General features: G+C 40.7%; 22 protein-coding genes, 1 pseudogene and 1 other annotated feature. Of the genes and pseudogenes, 3 read left to right on the top strand and 20 right to left on the bottom strand.

Going from position 1 to position 20,536, the window contains the following annotated elements:
• Positions 1-2 precede the first annotated feature (2 nt).
• From J2S17_RS22870 to J2S17_RS22815, 12 genes are all read right to left on the bottom strand, one after another.
• Positions 3-170 (bottom strand): iron ABC transporter substrate-binding protein, encoded by a 168-nt coding sequence (locus J2S17_RS22870; protein ID WP_307478330.1) that lies wholly within the window; start codon positions 168-170, stop codon positions 3-5.
• A 195-nt stretch (positions 171-365) separates the two neighbouring features.
• Positions 366-1,142, bottom strand: coding sequence for a class I SAM-dependent methyltransferase (locus J2S17_RS22865; protein ID WP_307478328.1), 777 nt, complete (start codon positions 1,140-1,142; stop codon positions 366-368).
• An 83-nt stretch (positions 1,143-1,225) separates the two neighbouring features.
• Positions 1,226-1,933: a class I SAM-dependent methyltransferase gene (locus J2S17_RS22860; protein WP_307478327.1), complete on the bottom strand. Its 708-nt coding sequence runs from the start codon at positions 1,931-1,933 to the stop codon at positions 1,226-1,228.
• Entirely contained in the window at positions 1,930-2,190 is a 261-nt protein-coding gene (locus J2S17_RS22855) for a P-loop NTPase family protein (RefSeq protein ID WP_307478325.1), read from the bottom strand. The genes J2S17_RS22860 and J2S17_RS22855 overlap by 4 nt, the downstream gene beginning before the upstream one ends.
• A gap of 371 nt (positions 2,191-2,561) precedes the next feature.
• On the bottom strand, positions 2,562-3,233 hold the full coding sequence (locus J2S17_RS22850) for a FusB/FusC family EF-G-binding protein (RefSeq protein WP_307478323.1): 672 nt from the start codon (positions 3,231-3,233) through the stop codon (positions 2,562-2,564).
• A gap of 164 nt (positions 3,234-3,397) precedes the next feature.
• Positions 3,398-3,661, bottom strand: a complete 264-nt coding sequence (locus tag J2S17_RS22845) for a CD3324 family protein (RefSeq protein ID WP_307478321.1) — start codon at positions 3,659-3,661, stop codon at positions 3,398-3,400.
• A gap of 241 nt (positions 3,662-3,902) precedes the next feature.
• Complete coding sequence (locus J2S17_RS22840) at positions 3,903-4,622, bottom strand: YebC/PmpR family DNA-binding transcriptional regulator (RefSeq protein ID WP_307478319.1); 720 nt, start codon at positions 4,620-4,622, stop codon at positions 3,903-3,905.
• 124 nt (positions 4,623-4,746) lie between these two features.
• A complete protein-coding gene (locus J2S17_RS22835) occupies positions 4,747-5,100 on the bottom strand; it encodes a DUF3147 family protein (RefSeq protein ID WP_307478317.1) in 354 nt (117 codons plus the stop codon).
• Positions 5,091-5,507, bottom strand: coding sequence for a MarR family winged helix-turn-helix transcriptional regulator (locus tag J2S17_RS22830; protein WP_307478315.1), 417 nt, complete (start codon positions 5,505-5,507; stop codon positions 5,091-5,093). Before J2S17_RS22830 ends, J2S17_RS22835 begins: the two co-directional genes overlap by 10 nt.
• Positions 5,508-5,585: 78 nt before the next feature.
• Positions 5,586-5,843: a ricin-type beta-trefoil lectin domain protein gene (locus J2S17_RS22825; RefSeq protein ID WP_307478314.1), complete on the bottom strand. Its 258-nt coding sequence runs from the start codon at positions 5,841-5,843 to the stop codon at positions 5,586-5,588.
• Positions 5,836-6,333 (bottom strand): DinB family protein, encoded by a 498-nt coding sequence (locus tag J2S17_RS22820; protein ID WP_307478313.1) that lies wholly within the window; start codon positions 6,331-6,333, stop codon positions 5,836-5,838. The genes J2S17_RS22825 and J2S17_RS22820 overlap by 8 nt, the downstream gene beginning before the upstream one ends.
• A gap of 76 nt (positions 6,334-6,409) precedes the next feature.
• A complete protein-coding gene (locus J2S17_RS22815; protein ID WP_307478311.1) occupies positions 6,410-7,495 on the bottom strand; it encodes a citrate synthase/methylcitrate synthase in 1,086 nt (361 codons plus the stop codon).
• Between the two features lie 112 nt (positions 7,496-7,607).
• On the opposite strand from J2S17_RS22815, the gene J2S17_RS22810 reads away from it, so the two are divergent.
• From J2S17_RS22810 to J2S17_RS22800, 3 genes are all read left to right on the top strand, one after another.
• Entirely contained in the window at positions 7,608-8,486 is an 879-nt protein-coding gene (locus J2S17_RS22810) for a LysR family transcriptional regulator (RefSeq protein ID WP_307478310.1), read from the top strand.
• A 167-nt stretch (positions 8,487-8,653) separates the two neighbouring features.
• On the top strand, positions 8,654-10,117 hold the full coding sequence (gene yfmT, locus J2S17_RS22805; RefSeq protein WP_307478309.1) for a benzaldehyde dehydrogenase: 1,464 nt from the start codon (positions 8,654-8,656) through the stop codon (positions 10,115-10,117).
• Positions 10,118-10,132: 15 nt separating this feature from the next.
• Positions 10,133-10,987 carry a methyl-accepting chemotaxis protein gene (locus J2S17_RS22800; RefSeq protein ID WP_307478308.1) on the top strand — a complete coding sequence of 285 codons (855 nt, stop codon included), beginning with the start codon at positions 10,133-10,135 and terminating at the stop codon, positions 10,985-10,987.
• A 123-nt stretch (positions 10,988-11,110) separates the two neighbouring features.
• Here the strand turns inward: J2S17_RS22800 and aspS are convergent, their stop codons facing one another.
• The 8 genes and pseudogenes from aspS to J2S17_RS22760 form a co-directional block, all read right to left on the bottom strand.
• Entirely contained in the window at positions 11,111-12,424 is a 1,314-nt protein-coding gene (aspS, locus tag J2S17_RS22795) for an aspartate--tRNA(Asn) ligase (protein ID WP_307478306.1), read from the bottom strand.
• 140 nt (positions 12,425-12,564) lie between these two features.
• Positions 12,565-12,785: a binding site (T-box leader), on the bottom strand.
• Between the two features lie 59 nt (positions 12,786-12,844).
• A complete protein-coding gene (locus J2S17_RS22790; protein WP_307478304.1) occupies positions 12,845-13,531 on the bottom strand; it encodes a GNAT family N-acetyltransferase in 687 nt (228 codons plus the stop codon).
• A gap of 12 nt (positions 13,532-13,543) precedes the next feature.
• Complete coding sequence (locus J2S17_RS22785) at positions 13,544-14,653, bottom strand: mandelate racemase/muconate lactonizing enzyme family protein (protein WP_307478303.1); 1,110 nt, start codon at positions 14,651-14,653, stop codon at positions 13,544-13,546.
• A gap of 239 nt (positions 14,654-14,892) precedes the next feature.
• On the bottom strand, positions 14,893-16,317 hold the full coding sequence (nhaC, locus tag J2S17_RS22780; RefSeq protein WP_307478301.1) for a Na+/H+ antiporter NhaC: 1,425 nt from the start codon (positions 16,315-16,317) through the stop codon (positions 14,893-14,895).
• A 46-nt stretch (positions 16,318-16,363) separates the two neighbouring features.
• Positions 16,364-17,455 carry an amidohydrolase gene (locus tag J2S17_RS22775; protein ID WP_307478300.1) on the bottom strand — a complete coding sequence of 364 codons (1,092 nt, stop codon included), beginning with the start codon at positions 17,453-17,455 and terminating at the stop codon, positions 16,364-16,366.
• A gap of 292 nt (positions 17,456-17,747) precedes the next feature.
• Positions 17,748-19,028, bottom strand: coding sequence for a Glu/Leu/Phe/Val family dehydrogenase (locus J2S17_RS22770; RefSeq protein WP_307478299.1), 1,281 nt, complete (start codon positions 19,026-19,028; stop codon positions 17,748-17,750).
• A gap of 27 nt (positions 19,029-19,055) precedes the next feature.
• Positions 19,056-20,255 (bottom strand): ornithine--oxo-acid transaminase, encoded by a 1,200-nt coding sequence (locus J2S17_RS22765; RefSeq protein WP_307478298.1) that lies wholly within the window; start codon positions 20,253-20,255, stop codon positions 19,056-19,058.
• 77 nt (positions 20,256-20,332) lie between these two features.
• Positions 20,333-20,536, bottom strand: a pseudogene (locus tag J2S17_RS22760) (aldehyde dehydrogenase family protein); the annotation flags it as partial.

Genomic DNA, 20,536 nt, shown 5'->3' with positions numbered 1-20,536 from the left:
AGTCAATATGTAATGGTTTGAAGCTTAGCCGAAGCTTCTTCAGACTGCTTAGATGTTTCTTCCTTTTTCGCTGTTTCTGTTGTATCCTTGCTCGTATCTTCACTATTACACGCAGCTAGACCTAGACTAAGAACTGCTGCCATGCTTAAAATAACAAGATTCTTTTTCATTTCATATCTCCTCTTATTTTTATTGGATCCGCCGCTTTAACTAATAATGATAATCATTATCATTTATAAATATATATGACAACTGCAGAAAAAACAATACTATTTGTGAGGATTTTTCCAATATAGTCCTAATTTCACTATAGAAAAAAGCCAGAACAGTAATTATCTGTTCTGGCTTTTCATGGGATTTCATGATTACTTCCATGCAATCCAAACCGTCCATCTGTCCTTTTCTACAATTGTATGGTTCACACCTTCAAATTGCTTGGTTACATAATGAACGAGCTCTTCTAATTGATCATCTGTTAGTTCATGCAGGATAGATCTCCCTGTTCTTGCTTTTAAATCAGCTATTAGCTCGTTGGCCTCTTTATTACTCTTGCGAATTTCCCATAATTTCATTTCATCAATCTTTTGGAATCCTTCGCTTTTCAGTTCATTTATTACTTTTTCACTAGAGTGTCTTCTTGAAGTCTCTTTCTTGATGAGGTCAGGGAACTTTTCAAAGAAATATCCCCTTATATGCGAGGTACTCCCTTTAAGGAGGCAATCTTCTGGCGTTCTATCTTGTATGATGGCAGCCCCGCCAGGCTTTAAAACACGGAATATTTCCTTGATGCAAAGGTTTAAATCTTTGATGTGATGGATGATTGCCCTTTCCAGAACGATATCATAACTCTCATTATTCAGTTTTGTATCGAGCGCATTTCCTTGTCTGTAATCAATATTTGAATAATCCTTACATGTCTTCTTGGCAGTTAATAGCTGCTCAGCTGAGAAATCAAACCCAGTGACCCTTGCTGCACCCATTTCAGCAAATGCCTTCGTATAAATACCTCCGCCGCAGCCAATGTCCAGCACTTCCTTCCCTTTAACATCACAAATGCTATTCACCAGTTTTACCCAATTTTCATCTGCCACCCTTTTAGAATAAGCAGTCCCATTAATCTCGCTATGAAAATTAATCGCCATACTTCACACCTTCCCTTCAGGTCAATCATACCCCTGAATCATCCATAAGAAAATGTGATTATAATTATGATATAACATAAGCATTACTTATTCTTTTTGAATAATGCTGTCCATAGTCCGTTAACACCAAATACATTAGAAGAAGGGGCCGCAGCATTCATTTTCCTTATTTCCAATTCTTTAAAGTCTTTAAAAATTGTCCTCAGCTTCTCTTCTGTAAAACCTAAGCCGCCCATTAAACTTCTTTTTCTATAAACATCCCAATCTGATAAATCTGCACCGCCAAGCGCTCCACCTTCAATAAAGCATGTAATTGCAAAATGGCCACCTGGTTTCAAAGCCTTGCTGACTAAATCGATATAGCTCATTTTTCGATGGGGAGCTATATGATGGAAGCAGCCTGAGTCATAAACAATATCGTAAGAGCCCTCGCCTATCTCTAAATCAAATATATTTTTTTGAATAAATCGGATATCTGCTCCTTTCTCCTTCGCTCGCTCTGTAGCCCACTTGAGTGAGGTTTCAGACAAATCAACTGCATCAACTTCACAAGTTAGCTCGGAAAAATAAAGCGCGTTACGTCCAGGTCCGCATCCGAGCTCGAGAACCTTTCCGGGACGCAGCCATTCTTTCTCAAAATAACTAACGAGGTTTTCATCAGGCTTATTCGAAAAAAATGGCACCCCTTTATCTCGATCAGTGTAGAATTCATTCCAAAACGGTGCTGGTTCACGCAATAAAGCATCCAGCATTTCCAGTAAATCTTCGTAATTATTTATCGACTCTTTCAAACGCTCTCCCTCTCTCTTTGTAAATTTTCTATATACGCTGCGATTTCTCGTTTGTTTTTTAGCATAATCATGTTCATGTTGGGGTTTGATTCTCTAAACTTTAGAAAGTGTACTGGCATTTTTCTCTTCCGAGTCTGATAGGTTGTAATAATATATTCGATAAATTCCCAATCCAGCTTTACCTTGCAGCCCGCTCCTATATCTTGCCTTGTTCTGCCAATGTACATCAGCCTTCTTTTTAAAACCTTACGAAGCAAACATAAAGAGGCAATCCCAGATAAATTACTGTAACGGCATAATCTGCTCTGAGTAGAAAGGTCGAGGAGTAATTGCCTTCAATAATCCATTCATCCTGCCTCACTATATCTTTTTGTGCCTGCGAAAACTCCTTTGATGACGACTCTACCCAATAAGGCTTCTAATAATAGGAATCTAAATGATACACAGGCAAATGCAGCGCATCTCCTAGTTTACGGGCAAAAGTAGATTTTCCTGCCCCTGCTGACACACCAATCACCATAATCCTAAGCACCGACACTTCTACCTCCTTTGAACAAAAGAAAAGCGTTCCCCACTTAGAGGAAACGCTTTATGCATCGTATCAATATCCACTTATACTATTCGCTATTCACTGCTTTGAACCCTTCTCATTTAATGCATCTTTCCTTTTTAAATGGCTGATAAATTCCTCCAGTTTTACTAATGAGCTAATGTTCATATTACATGATTGGCTATCCTCGCATATATAATTTCCTCTTCTAATAAAGGTGCCACTAGCCTCTCCTTTTACCTCATGTGTAAACATTCCTACTGTCGAAAACTTATTGCAAATGGCACATATTCCTTTATGGTTGCTTCGGTGAAAGCTTCCATGCAAACCCACAAGCTTTTGGTGAAAAGGTGCAATAATATATCGCCTGTTTGTGCCTTTATCATCCCATGACAGAAAGGAAGTTCCCTCCCAATCGGAATTCTCCATGGAAGGAAGCTTTAACTTTTTAGCTTTTGGAAAGAGCTTTTTTACTGTTTTGTCTATGACCTTTTGAAAAGGAATGACATAGGGCTTAAGTGTACCTAGGAACACCTCTTCATCAGAACGATCTTTCACTTTAATGATTGGCAGCAATAATTCCATTTGTTCATCTGTTATTTCATCAAAGGCATTTTTTGTTTTTTCCAGGGCAAGGGATTGTACAGCTTGAAGCACTGTTGCTTCATTGACAGATGAATGGCCGTTGATTAGTGCCTTTGTTTGGATTTTAATTAAATTATATTGGTCATTCCTAATAAATGCTTCCATGTCTTCACTCCTAAATTTTGTAGATACTTATCGAGAGTCCAAGCGCAGTTTCTGAATTCTGCCTTTACTTTATAATAAATAGAATTCAAATAAAATACCGAAAATGGTTATGAAAAAAAATCGGCATATGAAAAGCACTGATGAAAAGTTCACCAGTGCTTAGTTTATTTCTTATACACAATTTTTTTTATTGTTTCGACTGCTAAGTAATACTCTGATGCCAGTTGATCAATCGTATAGCCCCGCTGGAATGCCTGTTTAATAGCCGCATTTCTTTCAGATATACGCTGCCTTGAACCAGATTTTGATCCCCATTTTTGATGGGAATTTTCCTGTTTGGGAATATAGATTGTTTCCCCTTGCACATATTTTTGAATTTCCGATAATAGCCCTTTAGGTAAAATTGCTGTGGCTTTCACATATTTCATTTCTGCTCGCTCCTTATTTTTTTAATTCAATAAGGTGCAAAGCCATGAATATCGGATTCGGCGATTTTTTAAAATAAATGTCTACCTCATACAAAGTATCGCCTGTTCGATATTAGGCTTTGCATGAGACGCTGCAGAATGTGACTTGAACTTACTTGCCATATCCATCACCTCCCTAAAGGTATTCATTAACATATAAGAAGAAGCAGACCTATTTCAGATCTGCCTTCCGGGTTTGTTGTTATTCACCAAAATCAACATTATGGTAAACACGCTGTACATCTTCCAAATCTTCCAATGCATCGATTAATTTATCGAATTGTGCTATTCCTTCATCATCTAATGCTACTTCCGTTTGTGGAAGCATGGTTTGTTCAGCTACAGTAAAGCTTTCAACTCCCGCTCCTTTAAGTGCTTCTTGGACGGCATGGAATTGTTCAGGCTCAGCATAAACAATGACTGTCTCATCCTCTTCTAAAATATCACGCACATCGATATCTTCTTCCATAAGGATTTCAAGCACTTCATCTGCTGTTTTACCTTCAAGGCCAAACACAGCTGTTGCATCGAACATATAAGAAACAGATCCGCTAACGCCCATGTTTCCGCCGTTTTTACCAAATGCCGCACGCACATTAGATGCCGTACGGTTTACGTTATTCGTAAGCGCATCAACAATAATCATTGAGCCGCTCGGTCCGAAACCTTCATAACGAAGCTCCGAATAATTTTCTTCGGCTCCGCCTTTCGCCTTTTCAATTGCACGATCAATGATATTTCTCGGCACATTATAAGTTTTAGCGCGTTCAAGTACGAATTTTAAAGCTTGGTTTGATTCTGGGTCAGGCTCCCCTTGTCTTGCAACAACATATATCTCAAGTGCAAACTTCGTGTAAATCCTGCTATTGTTGGCGTCCTTAGCCGCCTTCTTGTCTTTAATATTATTCCACTTACGGCCCATATGTCCCACTCTCTTTCAAATAAAGATCTTAAATAAAGTAAGCTCGCATCTTTGATGCCCTATTTATTCCATGTCTTATTATAACGCAATTTCTCAAGCAAAAAAAGCAGGCTGAATTGTTAAATTAGCTTAGAAATAGAGTTCTGACCGATTTGACAATCATATCTTGAAGGATTATGAATAGCATCCATCCGCCGATTCCAAGGATAATGGAAAAAAATAAATGAACAGAATGCTGAAGAGCAAAATATACAATGATTAATAAAACCGCCGTTGCAGGAAAACCCCAAAGGACACCTAAAGCGAATTTGCTCAAAACTGTGGACGGTTCCCCTTGAACGTACAGCCATATCATGCTTAATAAACTGACTAATGGCAATGCAGCTATCATCCCTCCATAAGATGGAAAGCGTCTTGCAATCTCTGTCACAGCAGCGATTACGATAGCGGAAGCAATTATTTTTGCGATTATGTACATTGCTTTGCATGCTCACTTAAAATTTGCATTGCCTGCTGAATATTCTTTTTTTCATCTTCATTTAAATCACTTAGCACCTTTTCCAACTTATTCACATCAAGACTCGTGTTTCTGTGTACAATTCGCTTCCCTTCATCTGTAAGACGGAGAATTACTTTCCTTTCATCCTTCTTATCCCTTTCTTTTGATAAACAATCTTTCTCGATTAACCTTTTAATATGCTCTGAAGCCGTGTTATGGGAAACATCTAAATAAGAAGCTACTTCTCCAACCCCTATCCGTTCTTGCTTTTCAACGAGCTGAAGTATCCGGATTGCCTGGTGGGTTATTTTATCTTTATGAGCATAGTGCAAATGAAAGTAAATGTCAGTCCAATACTGGTTAATCAATGCAATGCTTTCTTTCATGGATTTCTCTCCTTTATATCTTATAAGACGATTATATCTTATATTACGATATATATTCAATAAAAAAATGCATTGCCTTTAGTACATGCAATGCACAATGTATTTTTCTCTTTCATTACCTCTTTTGAAATTGCCTGTAGCTTTAGCTAATATAAGTTGTCTTTCCTTTTCGTTTTCAGCGCTTTCCAGTTTTTTTAGACACTTCATTGCTTCTTTCCCTTTGAGGGTTTTGATATGTTTCTCATGGTAATATAGCAGCAGTGTCTCGCTACTTTTCGTAGACCTATAGCTGAAGGGCTTTTCATCCAGCCGGTTTCTTTTGTCCATATCACTCATTCGTCAGCACTTGTTCAGAAGGAATCAGTCCCCTTCCAATAAAGTTTGCCGAAATCGGTTTTTTATTCAGTTCCCGCGCCCACACAGATAATTGGCCAATGTGGTGAACTTCATGCACAATGGCATGCCGCATAATTTCACCCCAGGTGTCGATTACCTCTCTGCCATCTGGTGTTGTATCGTAAAGAAGATTTTGTTCCAGGCTATCATTCCAGTTGCCAACAAAGGCTGACACTTCCAGATGGAATTTTGCATCCAGCTCTTTAACTTTGGCCAGACTATTGTATTCCTCAAACTTCTCTTGAAAATCCGGCAAGCCCTGCAGAAGGCGAATCCAGCTCCATTCTACATCGATAATATGAAACAGCGTGTGTAAAATCCCTCCGACTCCCCCTGTTCTTTCAGCAAGAAGCTCTTCTTCCGGGATATCTTCACACCATTCATACCATTCTTTCCTTACCATCCAATTGTATCTGAATAATGCTTCCATCTTATCCTCCTCACAAGTATCAAAATATTCAATATATTATTAAATTATTTTAACATATTCGTGAGCTTTAGGAAGATTATTTAAATGGTCCTGTATATTTAGATTGGGGTCTAAATATGACATTATTCATCGCCTGCTCCAAGACATGTGCCGTCCACCCCACCATCCTGCTTGCAGAAAACGTAGATGTAAATAGTTCCTTATCCATATCGATCGCCTTCATAATTGCAGCTGCATAGAATTCAACATTCGTAAAAAGCGATCTTCCCGGCTTTAGCTCCGCTAATAACTCGATACCCACCTCTTCTACTTTAATGGAAAGATCCAGCCACTCGTCCTCGCCTGCAAAGGCTAATAGCTTGGACTTAAGTGCAACAGAACGGGGATCAATGGTTTTATATATTCTGTGGCCAAATCCCATCAGCTTTTCACCGCGATTTAATTTATCCCTTAAGACCGTCTCTACGTCCCCTGCTTCCTTTATTTCATCTAGAAGTGAAATGACTTCAGCAGGTGCGCCGCCATGAAGCGGGCCCTTCATTGTACCAATTGCAGCTGTAATTGCAGATACTAAATCAGATTCAGTAGAAACGGTTACTCTTGCTGAAAAAGTGGACGCATTCATTCCATGTTCCATCGTAAGAATCATATAGGTTTCAAGGGCATTTACATGGGTAGCGGATGGAATTTCTCCCGTTAGCATATACAAATAGTTGGCAACATGATCAAGATCTTCTTTCGGGTGGACGATTGATTTTCCTTCTTGTTGTCTTTTTCTGAAGGCAATAATAACCGGCACCATGGCAGTTAGGCGAATCGCCTCCGCAATGGAAGGCTTCCATCCGTAGGCGAGTCTACCTTCTGCAGAAATAACCGTGCGTAAAACACTCATCATATTCATTTCTGTCGGAAGATGACCAATCATGTCTGCTAGATAGCTAGGTATTTCTCTTCCACTTCTTAAGGCCGCTTTTAGCTTTTGGGTTTCTTCTTCATTCGTCAATTTCCCGTACCATAATAAGTAAGCGGCTTCTTCAAAGCTATAATTGGCTGTTACCTCGCCAATTTCATATCCTCTATAAATTAGCTGGCCCTGCTCCCCATCTACATGTGCAATTGCAGTTTCAGCTGCAACGACTCCCTTTAATCCTTGTAGAATCATTTTTATTTCCCCTTTCAATATTTTTCTTTATTATATTAAATATAGATGATTTAAAAAATTAAATATTATTAAACAAATTGATTAATAATATTAATCAAAGGGGATATTTGAGATGGAATTCAGCTGGTTATATACGTTTTTAACTGCTGCAAAATGCGGAAATTTCCGGCGAACAGCCGAGCTACTCTATATTTCACAGCCCTCTGTAACTGTGCACATTCATAACCTTGAAAAAGAACTTGGAGTCGAGCTGTTTGGGCGCAAAGGCAGGCGTGTTCAATTAACTGAAGAAGGAAGAAGATACATCCCCCATGCCGAACAGTTGTTGGAAATATATCAAAAGGGAAAGGAGGATTTACAATCCTTCAGCCAAGGCTATACCGCATCCTTGTCACTTGCGATATCACCATTGATTGCCGACACTGTACTTCCTTTTGTGTTGAAAAGATATATGACAGAGCATCCAAATGTAGAGGTTTCAGTTAAAGTGCTGGAATCTACAGAAATTGAAAAAGCGGTGTTGAATGAAGAAATTGACCTAGGACTTTCCAGTTTATCAACGACTGATCCCGACCTTCAGTGTGAGGTGCTGTTCACTGATGAAGTGAAACTCATTGCTCCCCATGATGGTGCAGATGCAGAATCAGCCCCTCCGCTTGATGAGGAAGAAATTATAACGAAGAATCATCTCTTAACTGACAACCACCCTGTTTACTGGGACACCCTGGCACGAGAAATTAAGTATAAGTTTCCTAATGTGAAGATGATGAAAGTTTCGCAGATTCATATTACCAAACGCTTCATTATCGAAGGCTTAGGCGTCTCCTTCCTCCCGGTATCTACCGTTAGAAGAGAACTGCTTGAGGGATGGCTCCTGGAAGTCCCATGCACAACCATCACCCTCCCCCAAGCAAACACCTACGCTATCATCAAACACAACCACTCCAAACAAAAGGAATTCATGAAATTCCTCCTCAACTACCGAATCTAACAGCGAATGATAGCGAAACTCCCTTCGCTAGTATTCTACAAAATGTCGGTGCCTGTCACCGTCAAATTTCGACAAATGGGTATTTATACCTATAATCCAGCACTTGTATTCTGAGTATTTTGGCCGATAGAAGGATTGAAAGAGTTTGTTTATGAAAGGGAGGCTTTATGATGACTTTGAGTTTTGAAAGTCTTGGTAAACAGTTTATTAATGGTGAGTGGAGAGTTGGTCAAAGCAGTAATGTTCTTAAGGATATAAATCCGTATAATGATAATGTTCTTGTTGAAGTGAAGATCGCAAATACATCTGATATTGATTTAGCGTATCAAGCTGCAGCTAATGCGAAACAAGAATGGGATAAAGTAAACGCATATAAGAAGCGGGATATCCTTGAGAAAGCCGTTCATTATATTGAAGCACATGAAGAAGAAATTACTGAACTCATTATCGACGAGCTAGGTGGAACTCGCTTAAAAGCAGCCTTCGAAATCGGCTTAGTAAAAAATATGATTAAAGAAGCAGCTACCTTCCCATTAAGAATGGAAGGTAAGATTCTTCCTTCAACAGAAGATCATAAAGAGAATCGATTATATCGCATACCTGCAGGTGTAGTTGGTGTCATTAGTCCATTTAACTTTCCCTTCTTCCTATCAATGAAATCAGTTGCTCCGGCACTTGGTGCAGGGAATGGTGTCGTACTGAAGCCACATGAAGATTCTATGATTACAGGCGGAACGTTAATCGGAAAAATCTTTGAAGAAGCAGGCGTTCCAAAAGGATTACTTAATGTTGTTCTAACTGATATTAAAGAGATTGGCGATTCATTTGTTGAACATCCAATTCCGAGAATTATCTCCTTTACAGGCTCTACAAAAGTCGGCAGCTACATCGGTCAGTTAGCTGTGAAGAATTTCAAAAAGCCGTTGCTTGAGCTTGGAGGAAATAGCGCATTCATTATTATGGAAGACGCAGATTTAGATTATGCCGTAAATGCAGCTGCATTCAGCCGCTTTACTCACCAAGGTCAAATCTGCATGTCAGCCAACCGCATTCTTGTTCAGAAATCCATCTACACTGAGTTTGTTGAAAAGTTCTCAGCAAAAGTAGCCTCACTCAAGGTTGGCGATCCTCGTGATCCTAAAACAATAATCGGTCCGGTTATTAATCACCGCCAAGCTGAAGGGCTTAAGGCAATGGTTGAAAAGGGAATTGAAGCAGGAGCAAAGCCAATTTTAAAAGGAAATATCTCAGGCAGAATGGTAGAGCCTACGATTTTGGCAGACGTTACAACTGAAATGAGTGCATCACAGGATGAACTGTTTGGACCAGTTGTTTGTGTTATGCCATTTGAAACAGAAGAAGAAGCAATTTCAATCGCAAATAATACAAAGTTTGGCTTAAGCGGAGCTATTCACACATCTAATGTTGAACGCGGTGTTGAAATGTCTAAGAAAATTCATACTGGCATGATTCATGTGAATGATGTAACGATTAATGATGAACCAATCGTTGCATTCGGCGGGGAAAACCAATCTGGACTTGGCAGGCTAAATGGCGAGTGGAGCTTGGATGAATTTACGACAATGAAATGGATATCTGTTAACTACGGCCAACGAAATTTCCCATATTAATTTTAAGGAGTGCGCATGAAAATGATGGTTTCAGATGAAAAGAAAACGGATATTATGGAGGCCTTTCTCAAGGTAGCCCCCTATTTAAATCGCTTAATCCAAGATGATATTACAATAGGAATCTATGATACGGAAAAATTAATTATTAACTATCCTGGGGAAACATTCGCCTTAAATGTGCAGCCTGGTGATCCTTTAGCAGAAGGTGATATCATCACTGAGGCCATTCGAACGAACTCAGAAAAAGTGGCAATTGTACCGAAAGAATTGTTTGGATTTCCCCTTATTGCCCGTGCAATCCCATTGCATGATGTTGAAACTGGCAAGGTAATTGGCGGAATTGGCTTAGGTACCAGCCTAGAAAAGGCCAATCAACTATTTGATGTAGCAGAAAGCTTATCAGCAGTTTCCGAGCAAACAGCTGCCACTATTGAGGAAATCAGTAAATCTGTAACGAAATTGGCTGATAATGTAACTGGAATGACTGAGCAAATGAGTGCTGTTAGCTCAAGTGCAGAAGAAATCGGAAAAATCTCCAGCGTTGTAAAAAGCATTTCAGATCAAAGTAATCTCCTAGGGTTAAACGCTGCAATTGAAGCTGCAAGAGCTGGCGAATCCGGAAGAGGCTTTTCAGTTGTTGCTGAGGAAATCCGAAAGCTGGCTGCAAATTCAAAAGACAATGTAACACAAATAGATGAAATTACAAAAACGATTGCAAGTCTCTTGAACCAATTAAACACAGCATTTTCCGGCATCCATCAGTTAACAGAAACCCAGGCTGCATCCATCCAAGAATTTTCAGCCACCATCCAAGAAATCAGCAAAAGCGCGCAAAACCTGGCAGAAATGGCCGACTACACATTAAAATAAACCAGAAAAAAACCAGAAGCTCCTAATCGCTTCTGGTTTTTATATTCTGGTTAAGAAGGTGCCTGTCACCTCCATAATTCGACAAACTAAACGGTGCCTGTCACTGCCAAATTTCGACATTGGTCACGGTGTGAGGCGGTGCCGGTCTCTTGGGAAGGCGGATGATAGTCTGACGTTGGTTTGGTCTAGCAGTTTGGATGTTAGGCGTTCGAGTCCGATGGCTAAGCCCCCATGCGGCGGCATGCCATACTTGAATACGTCTGTGTAGTTTGAAAAGCTTTCAGGATTCATGCCACGTCCTTTGATCGATTCGATTAACTGCTTATGGTTGTGTATTCTTTGACCGCCTGTTGTAATCTCAAGCCCTTTGAAAAGTAAATCAAACGACGCTGTTTCCTCAGCATTATCTGCAGCTGGCATAGCGTACATAGGACGGATTTCTCTAGGATATCGAGTCAAAAAAACGAAAGCAGAGTTTTCCTTTTCCTCAAAGTAATGACAAATTAAGCGTTCACCTTCTGGATCTAAATCGCCCTTTGGAGAAGATTTTCCATATTGCTCCTGCAATATTTGCTGTGCTTCAGCTACTGTCAATCGCGGAATTGAACCAATTTCAGGAACTTCAACCTTAATGATTTTCAATTCTTCTCTGCAATTCACCCTTACAGCCTGGAGCATGTACCTCAGCATATCCTCTTCTAAATTCATTAACTCTTCCTCTGAAGCAATAAAACCCATTTCCAAATCAAGCGAAGTATACTCATTCAAATGACGGGAAGTATTATGCTCCTCCGCCCGATAAACAGGGGCAATTTCAAATACTCGCTCGTATCCAGCACCAACCATCATTTGCTTATAAAATTGTGGGGACTGAGCCAAATATGCCTTCTGCTCAAAATATTCAATGGAAAAGACATTCGCTCCTCCCTCCGCACCTGCCGCAACAATCTTCGGTGTGAAAATTTGCATAAAACCTTGCCCGGTCAAATAGTCACGAAACGCACCTGCCAACACAGATTGCACCTTAAACGTCACTTGTTCTTGCTGATTGCGCAATGACAGCACTCGATGATCAAGCATCGTATCTAAATTCACATTTAATCGATCTTTATTGACTTCAAATGGCAGCGGCGACTCAGACTGATTTAACACTTCCAGTGATTGAACGATTACCTCAAATCCACCAGGACTTTTCTCAGCGGCGACAACCTCACCCTTCACTGCCACGACCGATTCCAAACTCAAACTTTTCTGTGCCCACTCTCCTTCAAGCACGCATTGAATAATCCCGCTGCGGTCACGAATATGAAGAAAAGCAATCTTCCCTAATTGACGAATACGATGAACCCACCCTTGTAAATTAATCCTTTGACCTACACACCGGTTGACCTCGGAGCACATCACACGGTATGCGCTCTGCTTCTGATAATTCTCCATTATTTCCACTCCTTATTATTGAAAAATGATTGTTATCATCGTCATCACCATCATCCATGTGTGATCACCTCCTTAATAGAATTGCGGCTTATTGCCTTGAATGCTAAGTAATTGAAAAAACACAAAAAACCCCGTCCCCGGAAAGGGACGAGGTTTTCTACTCGCGGTGCCACCCTAGTTATTGCATACTGCAATCACTCTGTAATCCGTTAACGGTGGAACCCGTCCGCTCCTACTAAATTGCTCGTTCAGGCGGAACTCATTGGTGTCGTTCATCTGATCTTAGCCGCCATCCTTTCAGCAAATGGATGGCTCTCTGTGGACCAGTGTTCAAATTACTCTTCCAAATCATCGTGCTGGAATATTAAGTATTAGAATAACTTGCACAACAATCAATGTCAATCATTTTTTTACAATATATCAACTTTTCCTGTACTCCACCAAACTATCCTCACCAACCACCATCATCCCAACCCCGCGCCATCCACCAGCTAACAATTCCTGCTGGCGCGCCGTATCCTTCATTAACACTTTTTGAGATTCTGTCCAGGATGGGTTTACATCCGTTAATTCCTTAACAAAAACATACCGCAGGCTTCCACCATACTTTTCCTTCAAAGCGGCAATCTGCATCTCTTGAGAAAACTTATCCTTTAAGCTAGGAAAATTAAAGGGAGCAACAGTACAGCATACATAATCAAACCGCTCCCCTTCCTTCTTCAACTCATCCATTAGGATCTTAGCAAGCTTTTGCTGAAGATGATTACCGCGGTATGCTGGGTGTACGTTGGAAATTTCCTGATAAATCACTCGGGATAAATCCTCTATCCCCGCATCCAAGCCTAGATGCTCATCATCCAATGGCGGAACAAGCAAAGCACGAAAAGCAATCAACTCTTCTTCTACCCACGCTCCTACCAACATGCCTTTCCCATTCAAAATATAGCGAAACTCTTTTTCATAGAGGGGCTGCAAGACACTCTTATTTTCCAAAGCAGCGATCACCGCCTCCTGCAATGCAAGTATTTTTGGCAAATCAATTTCTTGCAATGGCCTCACTATAAAAGAGGGGCCCTGTCTTAAGGTACCTTCATATAATATATTCATAGACTTTCTCCTCTAGCAAATAGTATCCTTAAACACTGTTAATTCTGCCAAAATGGCTTCATCCACTTCGATTCCTAAACCAGGTTGCTCATTTAGACGAATAAATGGAACATTATACTGAAGATTTCCTACGTCTTTTGAAAACTTCAGCGGCCCTGTTAATTCTACACTCGTGATATTCTTTTTCGAAAAAGCAACATGGAAGCCTGCTGATGAAGCAATCGAGGACTCTACCATTGAACCAACCTGACATTCGATGCCTGCAAGCTCTGCTTGATAGGCCAGCTTTGATGCTGGAAGGATGCCACCGCATTTCATCAATTTAATATTGACGCGATCAGCCGCGTTTTTTTGAATAATCTCTTTCATTTCGCGCTGTCCCTTTAAGCCTTCATCTATCATTAAAGACATATCTGTTTTTGATCGTATAAAGGCCATACCGTCAATATCATCTGCTAAAACCGGCTGTTCAAGCCAATCGATGTCAATATCCTCAAGTGCACGAATACCTTTTAAGGTTTGGGCAGTTGTTTTCCAGCCTTGGTTGACGTCAATGCGAATGACAGCCTCCCCATTCACACGCTCATATACAGCTTTTATTCTTTCAATATCTTTCATTACATCCGTTCCAACCTTTATTTTAAAAGAAGTGTAGCCCATTTGCACTTGTTCCGCTGCTTCGTTCGCCATTTTCTCTGGTTCACCAATACTGAGGACATGAGTGATTGGAAATTCTTCATGATAACGGCCGCCAATCAATTGATAGACTGGTTGATTTAATTTTTTTCCTATTAAATCGAAGCAGGCAATATCTAAAGCAGCCTTGGCAGCTGGGACGCCATAGGCTACCTTATTCATTTTTTCATGAATTTTTTCTATTTGCAGAGGATTTTCACCAATAATAGCAGGACCTAGCGTATTTTTTAAGAGGTGGAAGGTACTCTCCCATGTTTCCCCTGTTACATGTTCATCCGGTACGGCTTCTCCGTATCCCACAACGCCCTCATCCGTCTCAAGCTTCACAATGATTGAAGGCATGTCATGATAGGTATGATAGCTAATAATAAATGGCTGATGCAAGGGTAAACGAATCGCATAAAGTGACATAGAAGTGATTTTCATAGTGATTCAAATCCTTTCTGAATAAGTAAACCTTAAAGTAATTGTTTTTTAATTTCCAAAATAACTATAAATTCTTACCTTTATGTCCTTCTTCATTTGACGAAGGGCATTTGTTTTAACCTTCAGAAGCTGTTCCCACTCTGAAGGGCAAATAAATGAATGGTGCGCCTTGATATATTCACTATTCCACTCATAAACTGAAAAAGAAAGCCTGTGCAACCAGACTCTCCATTCTGTTTTTAACTATTTATTGAAGCTTCTTCCTCACGTTGTGCAATGATTTCTTCGTCTGTTAATTTAACAACTGTGAAGCCTAGTAAAGCATAAATGATACCAATGATTGGTACAACGAAGTTCAAAATAGCATAGGGTGCATAATCAAAGGCATGAACGCCCAATGTAGCAAGGATGAACACACCACAGGTATTCCATGGAATAAAGACGGATGTTAATGTGCCGCCATCTTCTAAAGCTCTTGAGAGGTTTTTTGAATGAAGCCCTTTATCCTTATACGCCTTAGCAAACATTCTAGATGGAACAACAATAGAAATATATTGTTCTGAGCAAGTAGCGTTGGTTGCGAATGCGGTCGCAATGGTAGAAATAATGAGGCTCTTTGCTGATTTTGCCAGTTTTAGAATCTGTTTAACAATCGCTTGCAGCATGCCTGTGTTCTCAAGAATACCACCGAAGGTCATCGCAACAATAGTCATCGAAACGGTGTACATCATTGAATCAAGGCCGCCACCATTGAATAAACCGTCTACCATTTCATTCCCAGAATTAATGACAAAGCCGCTTTGCAGGGCAGTAACTGCATCAGTAACTGAGCTACCTTGTACAAAAATTTGGCAGATGACGCCTAAAATCACACCTACTACCAAAGCTGGGATAGCTGGTACCTTTTTAGCCACCAAAAGCACAACAACTAGTGGAACGATTAATAAAAAGGGCGAAATGACAAATGAATCCTGTAAAGCTAATATGGTTTGATTGATATCAGTAGAACTTACTCCATCTTTGCCGAAATCTCTGCCTAAAAACCAATATACGATAAGTGCGATAGCTAAACCTGGAATCGTTGTATAAAACATATGCTTAATATGTTCGAATAAATCCGTATTCGTTAGACCTGCTGCTAGGTTTGTTGTATCTGAAAGCGGCGACATTTTATCGCCAAAGTAAGACCCGGAAATGATCGCACCTGCAACCATTGGTGCTGGGATGCCCATGCTCATGCCAATCCCCATTCCTGCTACCCCGATTGTCCCCATCGTTGACCATGAGCTGCCAATTGTTAATGAAACGACACAGCAAATAATGGTAATCGATACTAAGAAAAGGGATGGTGATAAAATTTTCAACCCATAAAAAATCATTGTTGCAACAACGCCGCCGCCCAGCCATGCGCCAATCACTAAACCGACTAGCATGATAATAATAACCGCAGGCAAGGCCAACTTTATGCCTTTATACATTGCTTCTTCAATATCATTCCACTTATAGCCTGCACGCCAAGCTACTAACGCTGCTGTGATTGTCCCGATAATCAATGGAATATGCGGGCCTTGATCTAAAACGACGATCGCAATAAACATGACTGATATCATCACAAGAAGCGGGATCATCGCTAATCCAAATGTCATTTCTTTCTCTCTCTTCATCGTATTCCTCCCTTGATGTATAAACAAATTAAAATCATCAGATAAATCAAGCTTTACTTAAGGATTGAGCTAATATTTTCGCACCTTGATCAAGTACAGAATGATTGAAGGTCATATTCGGATGATGTAACCCTGGCTTCAGGTCTGCTCCAAGACCAATCATTGTCGCCTTCACTTCTGGGTGTTTGATTGTGTAAAAGTGGAAATCATCACTGCCAGAAGTGATAACAGGCTGAGCTGTATTTTCTTCACCTAGAACCACACCGATGGCTTCTGCTGCAATGATTTCAGCTTCTCTTGAGACTTCAGCACCTGGTGTGTGATCTCTCCATTCCCATGTGATTTGTAAGCCATGAAGTGATTCTAAGCTCTTGATTCCTTCTTCTATTCTGCTTTGCAAGTTGGTTAACACTTCATTTTTCTGTGCTCTTAGATCCAATCCAAACTCCGCAGTCCCAGGTATAATATTTAAGCTTTCTCCTCCTGCGTGAATTTTCGTTAGTTTCACTGAGTGTGGTTCGAAAGGTGATACATATATTGATTTAATAAATCCATGTAATGCTACAACTGCATCAATCGCATTTTTACCTTGATGCGGCCTAGCTCCGTGTGCATCGGTTCCTACTATTTTCCCTTCCAACATCACACCTGCTCCGTGATGAATGGATGGTGCTGCTTGTCCAAGCGGCAGTTCCTCAGCAGGACGAAGGTGTATACCAAATAAGTGTGTGACATTTTCCATTGCACCACGCGCTATCATCTCTAATGAGCCATTGCCTCTTTCTTCTGCAGGCTGGAAAATAAAGCGAATTTTTTTTCTTAAAGGCTTGTCCTGTAAATAAAGCAAAGCCCCCAGCACCATCGAAATATGCGCATCGTGGCCACATGAATGGTTTGCTTGATATACGCCATCCACCTCTTGCCATAGCGCATCAATATCGGCACGAACAGCGATCACCTCACAGCCCTCACCTACTTCTGCAATCACTCCAGTCATATCTTCAAAGCGTCGATGCTTTATATGTAAATCATCCAATATTTCAGTAATCCTTTGGGTAGTACCAACCTCTTTAAAACTAACTTCAGGATGCTTGTGAAAATACTCAAACCAATTTAAAATTTGATTATTAAATGTCAACACTTTCTCCCCCTTTTACGCCGGGAATAGAGTTTAGTAAATTTTGCAAAAATTCACCTTATTTCTTGAACTGAGATGTAGCACTGATTGCATAAGGCAAATCGCACTTGAGCTTTTCAAACCCGACGGCGATTTATCTTATGCTATTCAAATGACTATACATAAAAACCCTTGTACACAGCTGTACAAGGATTTCTCAGGATGCATGAATGGCAGAGCAGGGCCAAACCATTGTTGAGAAATCTAAGTTGAGTGTCTGCCAATTACTTTTCATACAATTGTTGTTAAACTCTTAAACCCACCCTCTAAATCTAGATGCTTCTGACATTTTGCGAACGCCTACAATGTAGGCTGCAAGGCGCATATTGACGTTTCGCTGCGCGGCCATATCATACACATTGCTGAAGGATTGCACGAGTACTTTTCTCAGCTTTTCTGCAACTTCCTCTTCACCCCAATAATAACCTTGGTTGTTTTGGACCCATTCAAAATATGATACGGTGACGCCACCTGCACTTGCTAAAACATCTGGCACCAGAAGAACACCGCGGTCTGAAAGAATTCTTGTTGCTTCAAGCGTTGTTGGTCCGTTCGCGGCTTCTACGACAATTGAGGCTTTGATATTATGTGCATTCTCCGCTGTTATTTGGTTAGATATTGCTGCAGGAACTAGAATATCGCACTCTTTTTCCAAAAGCTCCTGATTCGTTAATGTGTTTTCGAATAGGTTTGTCACTGTACCGAAGCTGTCTCTGCGATCAAGCAAGTAATCGATATCAAGTCCTTCTGCATCATAAAGTGCACCCTGAGCATCAGAAATGCCAACTACTTTTGCTCCGGCATCATGCATGAATTTTGCTAGAAAGCTCCCGGCATTTCCAAACCCTTGCACGATTACTCTAGCGCCTTCAATCACTATCCCGCGCCGTTTTGCTGCTTCTTCAATACAAATAACAACACCTTGTGCGGTTGCTTTTTCCCTGCCTTGGGAACCTCCAAGAACAAGCGGCTTTCCTGTGATGAATCCAGGGGAATCATTTTCACGCAAGCGGCTATACTCATCCATCATCCACGCCATAATTTGTGAATTGGTAAAAACATCTGGTGCGGGGATATCCTTTGTCGGACCAACAATTTGACTGATGGCTCTCACATACCCGCGACTTAGTCGTTCTAATTCTCCCATCGACATCGTTCGCGGGTCACAAATAATTCCACCTTTACCGCCACCATAAGGCAAATCAGCAATGCCGCATTTTAAACTCATCCACATCGATAACGCCTTTACTTCGTCCTCATTCACTTCTGGGTGGAACCTGACGCCTCCCTTAGTGGGACCAACTGCATCATTATGCTGCGCGCGATAGCCAGTAAAAACTTTTACTGAATGATTATCCATCTTTACTGGTATTTTAACGGTGAGTAATCGCAACGGCTCCTTTAGAAGCTCATACATTTCATTTGTATATCCGAGCTTTTCTAAAGCTTCCTTAATCACAATCTGTGTTGAAGTAAATAGATTCAAAGATTCTTCTTGTTGTTCCGCTTGATTCTCAAGCACTTTTGCAACCATTCTGGCACCTCTTATTTAAAATATGATTTATCCTAGTACTTTTACAATACGTTCAATCGCCCAATCCAGATCTTCTTTAGAAATCACTAATGGAGGAGCAAAGCGAATGACTGTATCGTGTGTTTCTTTACATAGAAGCCCTTCTTCTTTAAGTGCTTCACAATACTTGCGCGCTGGCTCTGTAAGTTCCACCCCGATAAATAGACCACGTCCGCGAACGTCCTTAATCATTGGGTTTTTGATTTCTTTTAACTTGTCCGCAAAATAGTTTCCTAGTTCCAGAGAACGTTCAGCTAGTTTTTCGTCAATTAATACTTCCATAGAGGCAACGGACACTGCACATGCCATAGGATTTCCACCGAAAGTTGATCCGTGTGACCCAGGGTTGAATACGCCTAAAATCTCTTTGCTTGATACAACACATGAAATAGGGAAGACGCCTCCGCCAAGTGCTTTTCCTAAAATATACATATCAGGGTCTACACCTTCCCATTCACATGCAAACATTTTTCCTGAACGGGCAAGACCTGCTTGAATTTCGTCTGCGATGAATAAGACATTGTTTTCCTTACATGCTTCATATGCCTGTTTCATATAGCCTTCAGGCGGGATGACAATTCCTGCTTCACCTTGGATTGGCTCAATAAGGAAAGCCGCAGTATTTTCCGTGATTGCTGCTTTTAGCGCATCGATGTCACCATAAGGAATGAGCTTAATACCTGGGAGCATTGGTCCGAATCCGCGTTGGTATTCTTCTTCCGAAGAGAGGGAAACCGCTGTCATTGTCCGGCCATGGAAGTTGCCTACACATGCAATGATTTCAGCTTGGTTTTCTGTAACACCCTTCACATCGTACGCCCAGCGACGCGCTGATTTAATCGCTGTTTCAACCGCTTCTGCTCCTGTGTTCATTGGAAGTGCCATTTCTTTATTCGTAAGCTTACAGATCATTTCATACCAAGGACCGAGCTGATCATTATGAAAGGCACGCGATGTTAACGTAACGCGGTCAGCTTGATCTTTTAACGCTTGAATGATTTTCGGATGGCGGTGGCCTTGGTTAACAGCAGAGTATGCACTCAGCATATCCATATATTTAGCGCCTTCTGGATCCTCTACCCATACACCTTCTGCTTTTGCAATGACAATTGGCAGTGGATGATAGTTATTAGCCCCATATTTTTCTGTTTGCTCGATTAGGTTTTTTGTTTGTAATGTTTCGTTCATACTTAATTCCTCCTTATGGTGTCGCTGCATGATTGTTGCCAGCTGCCAATCACGGCAGCTGGCTATGACTGTTGTTCTTAATACATTTCAGAAGTTGTCTTTGCTTGCATGTGCAGCATAATGTAGTCTGGACCGCCCGCTTTAGAGTCAGTACCTGACATGTTGAATCCGCCGAATGGCTGGTAGCTACAATGGCACCAGTGCATCCACGGTTGAAGTAAAGGTTTCCGACATGGAAATCTTCACGCGCTTTTTGAATATGCTCACGGTTCTTCGTGATT

The sequence above is a fragment of the Cytobacillus purgationiresistens genome (assembly GCF_030813235.1).
Taxonomy (GTDB): domain Bacteria; phylum Bacillota; class Bacilli; order Bacillales; family Cytobacillaceae; genus Cytobacillus; species Cytobacillus purgationiresistens.
This window is presented reverse-complemented; position numbering and strand designations above follow the sequence as displayed.